The following is a 12667-nucleotide window of genomic DNA, read 5'->3' on the forward strand; positions in this document are numbered from 1 at the left end:
GGTTCGATGGTTGAAAAGACACACGTATATCCTTGGAGCATTCTTTATCCTCTGTGCCTTGGCAGGGGTCATTTTTTATCGTTCCTTCATACAACCATTGCAAAACGAACAGCAGCAACTTGTTCGTTCGCTCGAAAATGGACAGCAGCTTCTAGCAGAAGTAGAACGACATGCAGCTGTTAGGGAAACAGAGCAACCGACAAGCTACCAGCTTCAGCAAAAGCTTCCTGTGAAGCCATTGCTTGATCAATTTGTGTTGTTGCTTGGGAGAGCAGAAAGCTTGTCAAATACAAGGCTTGTGTCTGTTCAAATGAACGATCCAATCCCGATGGAAGCGGAGTCTGCATCAATTCAATTCAATGAAGAAATCAGTGAGGGAATCGATGGGCAGGATCCACGTGTTTTAGAAGAACCTAATGTAGAATCTGAAAAAAGTGCACCTCAGATGTCTTCGTCACTACCAACTGAGCTTGATTTTACAAATGTTCGTCGGATTCAGGCACAGCTCATCATACAGGTAAGCAGCTATGAAGAATTACGACAATTTCTTGCTGAACTAGAGCAGCTTCCCCGTATTACCGAGATAGAGCGTGTGTCAGTTAGAGGTTGGGAAGAACAAGTCGAAGTGGGAGAAGAACGGGACATGCTTGAAGTGGATGTAGCCGTTTCAACCTTTTATTACGAAGGATTAGACGAGTTGGCTGAAGAAGCCCCAAGCTATGAATACCCAGAACAGGAAAAGAAGCAGCAGCCTTTCTATGAGTAACCATAGAAAGGCATATTGAAAAGCAAAATGTTGATTACCAGAAAAGGGTACATACATAATGAGGAATTTTTGTAAAAAATCTCTTTATCAGGAACGAGCAATCCTTTTGTTTATTAGGATAACTTGTTCCTTTTTAATTTAATAACGGCAATAATCTAAACTTGGTATTAAATAATTTTATAGAGGATATAAAAAAAAATAATTGGAATATTAAAATAATTCAAACTAAAATAAATAAATGAAGCCAGTAATCATAGGTGATCTTTTTACAAAATTAACTTATGAAGGATGTGACAGAATTTGTTAAAAGAAAATTTAACGAACAGGTCTAAAAAAGCAGCATTGATTGTTATTGATGTTCAAAATGATTATTGTTCACCGAATGGAGCGATGGATAAGTTGGGTAAAAATCTTGAGATGATTGAAGGCGCAATGGACAATTTAAAATTTGTCCTAACGTCCTTTCGTGAAAGACAACTACCGATCATTTTTGTTAAAACGGTTCATAGCTCCAATACTGATTCACTTGTTTGGAAACAGCGGCTATTAAACGCAGGTGATTCAGCAGGGATCTGCCGTGACAAATGGGGACAAGATTTTTATCAAATTAGACCTCGTGAAAATGAGCCAGTCGTTATAAAACATCGATATAGCGCATTTGTAGGTACAAACTTGGATATTTTGCTGAACTCAATGGGAATTAATACGCTTTTATTATGTGGATTTATTACAAATGTGTGTGTTGAGGGGACGGCACGAGATGGTTTCATGAGAGATTACAATGTGCTCACACTTTCTGATTGTACAGCTTCTTATGAAAAACAAGAATATTTAAGTGCCATACATAACCTTAATACCTATTTTGGAAATGTCGTACATTCGAGAGAACTATTAAATAAAAATTTTGAGAAAAAGGATGTAGTTATTAATGAATCGTAAGCAAATTATCCTGATGGTATTAACAATGGTAATAGCTCTTCTGACTGCCTGTGGTTCAAATGCGGAAGAGTCTTCTGCGATAGAGAATCAAAATGAACCAATCGTTTTTAAATTAACTCACATTGAAAGTCAAAATAGTGATTGGCAAAAAACGGCTGAAAAGTTCAATGAGGAATTATCAAATCTTTCAAATGGGCGGATGACAGTAGAAACATTTCCTGCAGGGCAGTTAGGACCAGAAGCGGATATGGTTGAACAAATCATTGCGGGAAATACAGATTTTGGTATTATTACGAATGCCTATATGGGAACCCGTGATGCTGAGGCGCTAAATGCATGGTTTATGCCGTTTTTGTTTTCGAAGATTGAAGATGCAAGTAAAATGAGAGAATCTGATTCAGCAAAACAAATGCTGGAAGAATTAGAGAAACAAGGGATTAAAGGAATGGATTATTTATTTGCTGGAAATCATCATGTACTAATGAAAAATGGAGGGATGATTTCAGGTCCAGATGATGTGACGGGAAAGAAAATCCGTGTAATTGGGAATCCTGTTGTGCAAGACTTTTGGATGAGAGCAGGCGCAAGCCCGATATCTCTTCCGCTGACAGAGGTGTACATGGCACTTGAAACAGGAATTGTAGATGGAATCCATATGAGTATTGATGGGACAGCAACCTCACAATTTTATGAAGTGGCAGATGATTTATCTTTATTAAGTCAAATATCATTTCCTGCGATTGTGATGATGAGTAAAGTAACCTATGATTCGCTTTCAAGTGAAGACCAAAAAATTGTCGAAGAAGCAATGAAAATTGCAGTAGATTGGGGCATTGAAAAGGTGATTTCGAGTGAAGAAGAGTATTTAAATGAACTTGAGGAAAAAAATGTGAACATTCATACTGTAGACGATCTTGATTCTGGTTTTCAAGAGATTCGAGATGCAATGTATGAAGAGTATTCTGAGACAAATCCTCTTATAAAGAAATTTATTGAGGAAGTCCAGGAATAAAAAATGTCGTTTAATTAATTTTTTACCGAGAAGAAAATGATTTTTAGGGTGGTCTCTTTAAGTTGGTTATTTACTTTAGAGACAACCTTTTTTTTTTTACTCACCTTATATTAGAGAAATATAAAATATATGGTTATTAATAAAGGACTTTAAACCCTGAAAAAAAGTGTCGAATTATTAGATAAAATAGATATTTAGACCTGAGCGGAAAAAATCCTTCCAAAGTAAAATGAAGGTGTAATTTAATAATATATTGATTGGAGGAAAAAAATGAAGAAGGTTGGTTTGTTTTTTCTCATTTTTATCTTTGCGTTGCCAATGCTTGCTTTAGCGAACGAAGATCGTGAAACACTTGATTTGACGTTCAGGGACACAGGTGATGACTATTGGGCGCAAGAATACATTGATCGAATGCGTGTGAAGGACGTTTTCCAAGGATATGATGATGGTTCGTTCCGTCCAAGTAATAATGTGACAAGATTACAAACGATTGTGACAGCTGTTCGATTGTTAGGCTTAGAGGAAGAAGCATTAGCGAAAGATCCTAGTACCCCTGTATTTTTTGAAGATGCAGAAAGCTATTTTTCAAATGAACGAAATCTTTGGGCAAAAGGATACATTCTTGTTGCTTTAGAACAAGGGCTTTTTGATACAAGTGAAACAGCAATCAATGCGAATCAACCTGCATCACGTGTATGGGTAGCAAGCATACTCGTTCGTGCATTAGGTTTAGAGGAGGAAGCTCTTCAAGCAATGACGACAGCCCCTCGATTCACAGATGCGAAGCAAATTCCAGCAGGTGCGATTGGTTATGTAAACATTGCATCTAACTATGGGATCATTACCGGAAAAGAAGACGGTCGTTTTGACCCGAATGCAAACATTACCCGAGCTCAAATGGCAGCTGTTCTTGATCGCACGTATGATGGTCTGCTTGAGGAACAGGGTGTAACGTATGTTCGTGGTGAGCTTTTAGCACATGATAGTGAAAATCGTACGCTAACGGTTAATGCATTTGATGGAGAACGTACATTCCAGTATGGAGAAGGGCTGCACATTCTTTTCAAAGGAAGATTGATTCAGCCAAACCAACTTCAAATTGGTGACCAGCTATCGTTGTCTGTATTAAACAATGCGGTAGTTGAAGCAGAAATTGTCGACGAGGCAGTGAAAGAACAGCTACTTAGTGACGAAATTCAAGAGTTTGAAGTAGAAGCAAAATATGAAAATGATGATGAGCTGGAGCTTGAATACAAGCTTCGAAAAGGACGAGTAAAAGCTGAAGTAGAAGAATCATTTGACGGTAGTGAGAGAGAGCTAAAAGGTGAAGAAGCGTTAGCTGAAATCACTCGTTATTTAGAGCAATGGGGATTATCTTCAAAAATGACGAACGAAGAAGTGGTTCAACGCATTCGTGCATCATTACCAGAACGAGATGATTTAATAGAATTGAAAATTGATGTGAAGTTTACAAATGGTGTGAAGGTAAAGCAAGAGTTTAAAGTGAAGAAAAAGGACGAGGAACGTGGCTCTTATAACGGAATTCACAAGCTCGAGCTAGAAATTAAAACCACTGATAACACGAAAGTAGAGTGGGATTACGAACATACCAAGGATGGAGAGGTAGAAGCTGAAGTAGAGTGGAAGCATAAAGGTAAAGAGCGTGAGTTAGAAGGCTCTGAAGCTCAAGAGGAAATTGAAGCAAGCCTTGACTCGATCGAAATAAACGATAGCATGTCTAATGAAGAGTTGGTCAATGCGTTTGTTCAAGCTAATGACTTAGACGTTGCAAAGGTAAAAGAAGTCAAAGTGAAAATTTACTTTGATACAGGCATTGAACGTAAAATTGAGTGGAAAAATTCGTTTCCAGATGTGAAAGAAGAAGATGATGACGATGATGATAAGGACGAGGAACGTGGTTCTTATAACGGGATTCAAAAGCTTGAATTAGAAATCAAAACCACTGAGGATACCCAAGTTAAATGGCAATATGAGCATGAAAACGATGGAGAGGTGGATGCGGAATTCAAGTGGGAAGGGAAGAATGATAAGCGCGAGCTAATGGGTACAAGAGCCCAAGAACAAATTGAAGCATATTTAAATTCGATTAATATAAGCGATAGCAGTTCCGATGAAGAATTAGTTGAAGCATTTATTTTAGTCAACGATTTAGACCGTTCAGCTGTAACTGAAGTGAAAGTGAAAATTTATTTTGACTCAGGTATAGAAAAGGAAGTCGAGTGGAAAAACGATTCTTTACAAGAAGATGAAGATGAAGATGAAGATGAAGATGTGAATGAGGTAAATCGTAATTGGTAGGTTGTTAGAAGAGAGTGGACATGTTCCACTCTCTTTGCTTTAGCTAAGGAAAGAATTTAACTAGAGGGGGGCAGTGAAAGTGAATTCGAGCCGTTTTCTCAGATCTTTTCTCAAAAAATGAAACTTTTTCCTTCTATATTGTTCTATCAATTACCTTCATATAATAGAATAAAAGTAAATAGTGAAGTTGCTTGAAAGGAGTGTTTTTAATATATGGAGCGGGACGACGATAAAATATCTGTCCGCTTAAATGGGAAAGTACAAAAAATTCGTGAGATACCAACAAAGAAGCGAGAGTTCTTTCAAAAAAAAACAGACAAGCCGTGGGACGAGCTTTTGCCCAAACCAGATAATTTAATTGAATTTAGCAAGCATCAAGAAGAGCGGAAACGGAATGAACAACCATTTTGGGATGATGGCAATCGAGAGCAGAGTCCTAAGCTTCCATTCAAACGAAAGAAGAAAAAGAAAAGTACGGACTTCTCTTATTCTTTAAAAAATGTTCCTGTTTTATTTATTGTTGCGGTTGTTTCCGCGATTGTAGTAGGTGTCAGCTTTGGCTTTACAATGTTAACAGTTTTTACAGGAAATGAGCCTGACATCGTATCAAGTGCTGAAGCAACGAACATTCCTCATTTTGAAGAAAAAAATACTCGGCTACCTCACTTAACTGTAGAAGTTGTACAAGGTGGCGCTTTTTCAACCCTTGAAAAAGGGCAGCAAGTCGCAGACTCAATAAAAGAAAAAAGTTTAGCAGCGGTTCTTTTCAGCCAAACCGAACCTATTTATCTATTTATGGGAATTGCTCAAGACCGTGCTAACTCGAAAGCGATTGGTCAAATTTATGAACAGAAAGGACAAGAAACCTATTTGAAATCGTACACGGTTTCACCAGCAACGATACAGGAGCAAGCTGTTGAGACAACAACTTCCCAGTGGTTCACTCAAATGGAGGAAATTTATAAAAGAATGATTGATTTATCCGTGGATGGGATAACGGGGAGTGGGGCCCAGGTGTCGAGAGAGTCCGTTGAAGAGATTCGCCTGCAAACATTGACTCTCCATGAGCAGGAAACAAAAGCATTTGAGCGTCTTCATCCATCTGCACAGCAACACGCTACTGCATTAAGTGAGGAAATGCTCAACGCTGGGAATCATTTGGCCGCTTACCAACAACAAGGAGACGAAATGTACCTATTGGAAGCACAACAAGCGTTGCTCGAGGTACTAGCTCACTATGAATCATTCATTCAAGCTGTTTCTTCTTAACTGACAAAAAACAGGGATAATCCTGTTTTTTTGTCAGTCGATAACAGATAATGTAATATTTCTAGGCTGTCTAGCTGCAATTAAGTGTCTACTAACGTAGCAAACATATAGTAGACCGATTAAAATTCAGACTTTTTCGAAAATGAATTGAGGGTTTTAGCGAAATTTGGTATTCTAAGTACAGACCTTGTACAATAATGATGTAGTCTTTTACATTTTTATTGGAAGAGGTGTCCCTTCATGAAACCATTTATTTTAGCCTCAGGCTCCCCGAGACGAAAACAACTTCTTGAACAAGTCCACTACACCTTTCAAGTCGTTACAAGCTCAATTGATGAACAGATTGATCCTACTCTTACACCTGAACAAACGGTTCAGCAATTAGCGCTTCAAAAAGCAAAGGATATAGCGATACAATACCCTGACGCCGTTGTTTTAGGCGCGGATACAGTTGTCGCTTACGAAGATCATATTCTTGGAAAACCGAGCGAACAAATGGAAGCAAAAGAGATGCTTTCCATGCTAGCTGGAAAAGCACATAACGTTTTTACAGGCGTTGCGTTGGTTTTCAATCAAGAATTTGAGACATTTGCTGAGAGGACAAGCGTTCAATTTTGGCCGTTAACAGAAGAAGAAATCAATGCGTATGTGGAAAGCGGCGAACCCTTTGATAAGGCAGGGTCCTATGGTATTCAAGGATTTGGATCTTATTTGGTCAAAGAAATAAAAGGAGATTATTTTAACGTCGTAGGCTTACCGCTCGCTCGAACGATGAGGGCTCTAGAAAAATTTGGTGTAAATGTCCCGTTCGAAAAAAATAGGATTTCCTGACTTTTTAAGCGTGTCAATATGTTCAACGATAATTGATGGTGACTCTTTTTTACTTTCTTCCGTTCCCCTATTGTAAAAAAACACTCCGTAATTTTTACATGATTCAACAGGACTCCGTACAAGTTAAGAAAGGAGAAATGCCCTTTTGACTGACTCAACATTACTTATCCGAGATGTCCCTCTCCGAGAACGACCGCGGGAGCGAATGCGAATGGAAGGGCCGCAGTCTTTGTCTAATCAAGAAATATTGGCAATTATGTTACGTACAGGTACGAAAAATGAGTCTGTGTTACAATTAGCTCAGCATGTTCTCGCCCATTTTGATGGATTACCTCTTTTAAAGGAGGCGACGGTAGAGGAACTTTGTCAAATTCGTGGCATTGGGGATGCGAAAGCCGTTGAAATTTGTGCAGCAATTGAATTAGGTCGTCGTATGCACAGCATGCAAAATGAAGACCGATACGTAATTCGCTCTCCTGAAGATGCTTCTCGGTATGTGATGGAGGATATGCGGTTCTTACAACAAGAACATTTTGTTTGTACTTACTTCACATAAATACTAATGAAATTGAACGTGTGAAATTATTATTCCGATACCGTTTTTGTCTAATTCGATTCTTTCTATAAACATGTTTAAAAATTGTTTTTTTTCTTCTGAAGTTAATTTAGACCAGTTTCGCTTCATGTTAGTAACAATCTTTTTAATCGTTTCTGCATCATAATCATCATCATCATTGCTGGAAGGTTTAATTCTTTCCAGTTTCTTTTTTGTGTCAGCTAATAAGGTTTTTGTTTCATTCATCCTAGAAGTAAACTCTTCATCAGTAATCCAATCAGCAGACCATGCTTTTTGGTATTTTTCACGTTGCTTTTCAATCTGCTTTAATTCTTTGTATAGTTTTTCATGTTCATCCTTGTTTTCATCTGTAACTTTTGGTAGCTGTTCAAATGTAAAAGCGTTCATGTAATCAACAAGAATTTTTTCTATCTTTTTTTCATTCACGCCAAAAGGTTTACGTTTATTCAAAGCGCAGGCTTGACAGCGGTAACGATTCGAAACCTGAATTTGCTCTTCATTTTTTCTTTTCCACATTGAACGTTCACTTGTTAATCGATTTCCACAATTAGGACAAATTAATTTCATCTGAAAGATAAAAATGGAGCTTGTATCTCTCTTCTTGAAATTTTGTCGGTTATATAAAAGCTTTTGCAGGTGAGCCCATTCCTCTTTACTTAGATAGGGTTCGTGTGTATCTTCCACAATCTCATCAAGCCACTTTGTAGCTCCGTAATAGACGGGGTTTTGTAAGATGTCTAATAGAGTTCTTATGTGCCACTTATACCCGCGTTTTGGCGGCATAGGACTGTTATCCATGTAATCAGACAGTCCTCGAATCGAATAACCCTCTTTGATTTTTTCTACCATCTTTAAATACCAGTTACCTTGATCTTCATCCTTCACTAAACGGTTATTTTCTTTCTTATAACCAAACGGAGCAGGAGCGCTCCATTGCCCTTGCCTAGCTTTTTCTATTTGCCCCATCCTAACACGCTCACCTAGATTTTCTCTTTCCCACTGAGCCATTGCTGCAACGAGAGTGATAAATAAACGACCAATCGCTGAACCAGTATCATAAACTTCTGTAGCAGACTTAAACGTGCAATTACTCTTTTCAAATACATCTAAAAGTTTGTACAAATCTACGACAGAACGAGTGAGTCGATCTAATCGATAGACTAAGACTGTATTAATCAAGCCTTGTTCAATGTGAGAAAGCATAAGCTCAAGTTGTGGACGGTTGGTGTCTTTAGCTGATAATCCTTCATCTACGTAAAATTTAAAATCATCCCAGTCGTGAACCCGGCAGAATGCTTTAAGTTTTTCCCTCTGTGCTGATATTGAGAATCCCTCACGAACTTGTTCTTCTGTGCTGACTCGTATATAAATAGCGACAGTCATAGTTGATTTCACCTCCTTAATATAATTTAGTTGCTTGTATTACACGGCCTAATATTTCTATGTGATCTTCCTTCAAATCATAAGTTGTAGGTTGATAAGAAGGATTGTTACTCATTGGAATTAAAGTAATATAATTTTTATTCATAATAACTTTTTTTAGAGTTACTTCCGAAGAATTGATGCGGATTGCCGCTATCTGCCCATTTTCTACTGAGGGTGTGCATTCACAAAGAACATAAGAACCTTCCTGAAATTCTAAATTCATGGAATTGCCGCTTACTTTAAGATAAAAATACTCTTTACCATGAGATAAAAACGTATTAAGTACCGGTAGGTATCCCTCAATATTCTCATCTGCGAAGATAGGCTCTCCTGCAGGTATTGTGCCAAGGATTGGAACTTGAGTGATGTTTGAATGGTCATTGTTTATAACTTCATACAGTGACGGTTCTTCTCTCACAAAGTTTCGCGACTTGCCGTGTGCATCACTGTCATAGTTCTTATCAGAAAAAATATCATCTAATTCGACATTGTAAACTTTAGCTAATTTTCTGATCGTATTTAAACTTGGAGTACGCTTTTCGTTCTCATAATGGTTGTATGTTTGTTTAGACACCCCAATTCTTTTTGCTACCTCTTCTTGGGTCCAACCTTCAATTTTTCGTAATTGTTTTAATTTTTCTCCATACATTTTTTATTCGCCCCTTTCAAAACTAATAATAAGGAAATTATTAGTGGATGTCAACAATACGTTGACAATTTATAAAAAAATAATGTAATTTGCAAGTTGACAACGCCTATCTGTTGATTTATTATAAAGTCAACAGATAGGCGACAACATTCTACAATGAAGGGGGGTGTAGATTTGGGGAGTATTTTAGAGGAAAAAAGAAAAGAATTAAACTTAACGCAAGAAGAAATGGCAAAACAGCTTGGAGTAACTAGACAATATTATAATGCGATTGAAAATAATAAAAAACAGCCTTCTGTTGATCTTGCAAAACAATTGGGAGCTATTGTGGGCATTGAATGGACTATTTTTTTTACTTAGTTAGTCAACATATAGGCGACTTTTGGAGGTGAGGCCTAATGGAATCAGTAACTAAGGTAAGTAAGCAGGTTTTAAAGAAGCAATTATTGCAAGAGATCTACTTAGAGGTTAGCAAAATTCACCAAGGGAAGGTGTGTGGTGATGAATCAACCAAGCGAAGCTACCAAACTTAAAATGCTTGAGTTTTTCATGAGGACTTCTGTTCCAAGAATTCTTAAAGAAATTGAGGAGGAGAAACAAAAGAAGGAGGTACAAAATGACAACAGGCGAAATGCTCGGCTTCACGAACCGGTTTAAGGAGATTATGACTTGTAAATCTTATCAACTAAAGCAAAAGCGTTTGGCAAATCTTATGTCTGATTTGGAACGCCTTTATCAAATACCGCTGTTTGGTCATGAGAGAATTCAAGATTTTCAAAAGAAGAATCCTTTCGTCATCCAGTTGTATGGCACCGTGTCAGCAGCGAGAAGTTTATAAAAAAAAAAAAAGGGGTGTTACTTTGAAAGGTTACGATAAAATCGGAAATTTCGGTCAGATTGTTTTTGATAAGGTCCACAAGCAACACCTGGCATCAATGGGTGCTGAGATGAAAAAGCAATATGAACGTGACCAGGTTAAGTCAGTTAAAGCAAACAATGTGGAAAGTTGCATCGAGGTCCGGTTTTTAAATGGTGACTTGTTTAAATATCTGCCGAATGGCACTTGGTATTGAGAGGGGTTAAGAACAAATGAGTGAGTCAAAAAATAACATTCGGTTACGAGACACCGTTGAAGGTTTAGAACTTCACATTTCTAAAATTGGAATTGTTGATAACGAAACTGCCAAAAAAACCCTAAGTGAAGATGCCAGTCAGTTGAAAGAATTCAAAAAAGAAACCTCTGCTGGAACAGAGGCTGAAAATATCACTTTGGCATCAAATTATAAGTTAGAACCAAGCGAGTTTAAGCAAATGCTAGATAAGGCTCCTAAAGGTTTAGTTACAGATGAACCGTTGCCACTTAAACCGTATACCGTTTCCAAGGAATACGACTAGGATCAATTTTAGATAAGAAATTCACAATATCTTTTCTGCCCTGATAAGTAGGTCTACCACGTGAATTTTGGGCCATTAGAATTAACGGCATTCCTGGAAAATGCCTTGAGAAACCAGTTCTAGCTTCATCGATAGAGTGAGATGAGTTTAGAACATGACTTTTTACAACAACGATTGCAAATGTAACGCCTTGCTCACGAACTACGGCACCATCAAATTGCATAAAGACACCCCCCTTCCTATTTCCATTATTCGACATAGTTTGTGGGGATTCCTGTAAAAATTATAAAAGGAGGAATAAGCTCATGATCAGAATCTATGACAATCCAACTCTTAGAAGTTATTTAACTCTTTTAAGATTAGAAGCAATGTTGGTTCAAACAGCAGAGTTGCTTGAAAAGAAAGGTCACCACGTTGAAAAACGTGAAATCCTGCAAGCGAAGAAAGCTATTCGGATCCGTCGAGTATGCATGAAGGGTGCGTTGAGGTTGAAGGAAGCACAGCTTAAAGTTTCATAGTTGACTCTTTATATGCACATCTAAGCGTTTGAAAGGGGGTGAGTAAATTGGGAGATTTAGGAGTTTCTGGTTGTTTGAAAATTGCGATATGTGATGGAGAAAATCAGACCAATACTTGGTTGCAAAACAATCCAGATGTCGAAGTGGTCGATATTAAGTTTTCATCCACAGAAGATGCAGAGATGGTCATGATCATTTATAGAAAGGAGTAAAGCAATGAACGCAGCGCAAGCGAGAAAGGTAACTGAGCAAAACTTAGAAAAGTTAGCAGAGACACAATTGAACGATGCGATCGCTGAATTGAGTCGATTGATAAAAGATGCGGCAGAAAAAGGTCATTCTAATGTAAGGATTTATGTGGACCAATTTTCAGCTCTTCGAAAGTTGGGATACGACAAACAAGTGGTTGGGCATTTCAAAAACCTAGGTTTCGGAGTGGAAACAGCAAACTGGGGAGCCACAGAAAAGGTCATTCGAGTCTATTGGGATTAGAAAAGCCGCCTTGGCAGAGGCGACTCATAGCAATACGTATTCGGTGTTAGTATACCACAAATTAGGAGGTCGTAAATAGATGATAAAAAATCCAGCCGAGGCAAATGGTAGGTTCCGAGAGGTTCAAGAGTTGAAAGTACAGCGTTCCAACATAAAAGTCCAGGAAGATCAGCGCAATGAGTTGTTAATGTCGTATGTCAAAAAGACTGGCCCAGTTATGGTTTATAAGGGTGACCAGGCTGTGATATTAGAAGTGAAGCCCAAGACCGTTAAAAAGTTGGACAAGGCTGCTCTTGCTGAATCGCTTGGGTTAAGTGTAAAACAGCTGTCTGCTGCCACAATGGCCAAGCTTGTTGAAAAAGGTCAACTTACAAGTGGACGCATTGCTGAATTTGAAAAAGTGGAAGTGACGGATCGTCTAGCACAACGCAAGGCGAGAAAGCGTGAAGTGGAACAATTTCGCAATCAAAAATAG

At 38.0% G+C, this 12667-nt stretch carries 18 protein-coding genes and 1 pseudogene; 16 read left to right on the forward strand and 3 right to left on the reverse strand.

Features of this window, described 5'->3' with window-relative positions:
* Nucleotides 1-10: 10 nt before the first annotated feature.
* From pilO to BLT_RS21445, 7 genes and pseudogenes are all read left to right on the forward strand, one after another.
* A complete protein-coding gene (gene pilO, locus BLT_RS0105045) occupies nt 11-766 on the forward strand; it encodes a type 4a pilus biogenesis protein PilO (RefSeq protein WP_017726723.1) in 756 nt (251 codons plus the stop codon).
* 300 nt (nt 767-1066) lie between these two features.
* Nucleotides 1067-1705: a cysteine hydrolase family protein gene (locus tag BLT_RS21435; RefSeq protein WP_017726724.1), complete on the forward strand. Its 639-nt coding sequence runs from the start codon at nt 1067-1069 to the stop codon at nt 1703-1705.
* Entirely contained in the window at nt 1695-2717 is a 1023-nt protein-coding gene (locus BLT_RS0105055; protein ID WP_017726725.1) for a TRAP transporter substrate-binding protein, read from the forward strand. The genes BLT_RS21435 and BLT_RS0105055 overlap by 11 nt, the downstream gene beginning before the upstream one ends.
* A gap of 270 nt (nt 2718-2987) precedes the next feature.
* Nucleotides 2988-5036, forward strand: a complete 2049-nt coding sequence (locus BLT_RS22610; RefSeq protein WP_017726726.1) for a YusW family protein — start codon at nt 2988-2990, stop codon at nt 5034-5036.
* A 213-nt stretch (nt 5037-5249) separates the two neighbouring features.
* Nucleotides 5250-6305, forward strand: coding sequence for a hypothetical protein (locus tag BLT_RS0105065; protein ID WP_017726727.1), 1056 nt, complete (start codon nt 5250-5252; stop codon nt 6303-6305).
* Between the two features lie 240 nt (nt 6306-6545).
* Complete coding sequence (locus tag BLT_RS0105070) at nt 6546-7136, forward strand: Maf family protein (protein ID WP_017726728.1); 591 nt, start codon at nt 6546-6548, stop codon at nt 7134-7136.
* 145 nt (nt 7137-7281) lie between these two features.
* Nucleotides 7282-7683, forward strand: a pseudogene (locus BLT_RS21445) (UPF0758 domain-containing protein); the annotation flags it as partial.
* 12 nt (nt 7684-7695) lie between these two features.
* Here BLT_RS21445 and BLT_RS0105080 read toward each other — a convergent pair.
* Together BLT_RS0105080 and BLT_RS0105085 are read right to left on the reverse strand one after the other, a co-directional pair.
* A complete protein-coding gene (locus tag BLT_RS0105080) occupies nt 7696-9096 on the reverse strand; it encodes a recombinase family protein (protein ID WP_017726730.1) in 1401 nt (466 codons plus the stop codon).
* 16 nt (nt 9097-9112) lie between these two features.
* Nucleotides 9113-9787, reverse strand: coding sequence for a LexA family protein (locus BLT_RS0105085; protein ID WP_017726731.1), 675 nt, complete (start codon nt 9785-9787; stop codon nt 9113-9115).
* Nucleotides 9788-9961: 174 nt separating this feature from the next.
* Between BLT_RS0105085 and BLT_RS0105090 the strand changes: the two genes are divergently transcribed.
* The 5 genes from BLT_RS0105090 to BLT_RS0105110 all read left to right on the forward strand — a co-directional run bounded on the left by BLT_RS0105090 (nt 9962) and on the right by BLT_RS0105110 (nt 11182).
* A complete protein-coding gene (locus tag BLT_RS0105090; protein ID WP_017726732.1) occupies nt 9962-10147 on the forward strand; it encodes a helix-turn-helix transcriptional regulator in 186 nt (61 codons plus the stop codon).
* Nucleotides 10148-10185: 38 nt separating this feature from the next.
* Nucleotides 10186-10320: a hypothetical protein gene (locus BLT_RS24665; RefSeq protein WP_017726733.1), complete on the forward strand. Its 135-nt coding sequence runs from the start codon at nt 10186-10188 to the stop codon at nt 10318-10320.
* 83 nt (nt 10321-10403) lie between these two features.
* Complete coding sequence (locus BLT_RS0105100; protein ID WP_017726734.1) at nt 10404-10625, forward strand: hypothetical protein; 222 nt, start codon at nt 10404-10406, stop codon at nt 10623-10625.
* A gap of 22 nt (nt 10626-10647) precedes the next feature.
* Nucleotides 10648-10860 (forward strand): hypothetical protein, encoded by a 213-nt coding sequence (locus BLT_RS0105105; RefSeq protein WP_017726735.1) that lies wholly within the window; start codon nt 10648-10650, stop codon nt 10858-10860.
* Nucleotides 10861-10876: 16 nt separating this feature from the next.
* Complete coding sequence (locus BLT_RS0105110; RefSeq protein ID WP_017726736.1) at nt 10877-11182, forward strand: hypothetical protein; 306 nt, start codon at nt 10877-10879, stop codon at nt 11180-11182.
* On the opposite strand, the gene BLT_RS0105115 is transcribed toward BLT_RS0105110, so the two are convergent.
* A complete protein-coding gene (locus BLT_RS0105115) occupies nt 11148-11405 on the reverse strand; it encodes a hypothetical protein (RefSeq protein ID WP_017726737.1) in 258 nt (85 codons plus the stop codon). The two genes, BLT_RS0105110 and BLT_RS0105115, sit on opposite strands and share 35 nt — an antisense overlap.
* A gap of 82 nt (nt 11406-11487) precedes the next feature.
* Here BLT_RS0105115 and BLT_RS0105120 point away from each other — a divergent pair, with 82 nt between their 5' ends.
* The 4 genes from BLT_RS0105120 (at nt 11488) to BLT_RS0105135 (ending at nt 12667) form a co-directional block, all read left to right on the forward strand.
* A complete protein-coding gene (locus tag BLT_RS0105120; protein ID WP_017726738.1) occupies nt 11488-11700 on the forward strand; it encodes a hypothetical protein in 213 nt (70 codons plus the stop codon).
* A gap of 47 nt (nt 11701-11747) precedes the next feature.
* On the forward strand, nt 11748-11912 hold the full coding sequence (locus BLT_RS23960; RefSeq protein WP_017726739.1) for a hypothetical protein: 165 nt from the start codon (nt 11748-11750) through the stop codon (nt 11910-11912).
* Nucleotides 11913-11916: 4 nt separating this feature from the next.
* Nucleotides 11917-12192, forward strand: coding sequence for a hypothetical protein (locus BLT_RS0105130; RefSeq protein ID WP_017726740.1), 276 nt, complete (start codon nt 11917-11919; stop codon nt 12190-12192).
* A 79-nt stretch (nt 12193-12271) separates the two neighbouring features.
* Nucleotides 12272-12667: a hypothetical protein gene (locus BLT_RS0105135; protein WP_017726741.1), complete on the forward strand. Its 396-nt coding sequence runs from the start codon at nt 12272-12274 to the stop codon at nt 12665-12667.

Source organism: Halalkalibacterium ligniniphilum, assembly GCF_000334155.1.
Classification (GTDB): Bacteria; Bacillota; Bacilli; order Bacillales; family Bacillaceae_D; genus Halalkalibacterium; species Halalkalibacterium ligniniphilum.

Bases quoted from the DNA above. Each gene is read 5' to 3' on its own strand.
- BLT_RS0105055 (WP_017726725.1), top strand. From the start codon at position 1,695: ATGAATCGTAAGCAAATTATCCTGATGGTATTAACAATGGTAATAGCT.
- BLT_RS22610 (WP_017726726.1), top strand. From the start codon at position 2,988: ATGAAGAAGGTTGGTTTGTTTTTTCTCATTTTTATCTTTGCGTTGCCA.
- BLT_RS0105065 (WP_017726727.1), top strand. From the start codon at position 5,250: ATGGAGCGGGACGACGATAAAATATCTGTCCGCTTAAATGGGAAAGTA.
- BLT_RS0105070 (WP_017726728.1), top strand. From the start codon at position 6,546: ATGAAACCATTTATTTTAGCCTCAGGCTCCCCGAGACGAAAACAACTT.
- BLT_RS0105080 (WP_017726730.1), bottom strand. From the start codon at position 9,096: ATGACTGTCGCTATTTATATACGAGTCAGCACAGAAGAACAAGTTCGT.
- BLT_RS0105085 (WP_017726731.1), bottom strand. From the start codon at position 9,787: ATGTATGGAGAAAAATTAAAACAATTACGAAAAATTGAAGGTTGGACC.
- BLT_RS24665 (WP_017726733.1), top strand. From the start codon at position 10,186: ATGGAATCAGTAACTAAGGTAAGTAAGCAGGTTTTAAAGAAGCAATTA.
- BLT_RS0105100 (WP_017726734.1), top strand. From the start codon at position 10,404: ATGACAACAGGCGAAATGCTCGGCTTCACGAACCGGTTTAAGGAGATT.
- BLT_RS0105110 (WP_017726736.1), top strand. From the start codon at position 10,877: ATGAGTGAGTCAAAAAATAACATTCGGTTACGAGACACCGTTGAAGGT.
- BLT_RS0105115 (WP_017726737.1), bottom strand. From the start codon at position 11,405: ATGCAATTTGATGGTGCCGTAGTTCGTGAGCAAGGCGTTACATTTGCA.
- BLT_RS0105120 (WP_017726738.1), top strand. From the start codon at position 11,488: ATGATCAGAATCTATGACAATCCAACTCTTAGAAGTTATTTAACTCTT.
- BLT_RS0105130 (WP_017726740.1), top strand. From the start codon at position 11,917: ATGAACGCAGCGCAAGCGAGAAAGGTAACTGAGCAAAACTTAGAAAAG.
- BLT_RS0105135 (WP_017726741.1), top strand. From the start codon at position 12,272: ATGATAAAAAATCCAGCCGAGGCAAATGGTAGGTTCCGAGAGGTTCAA.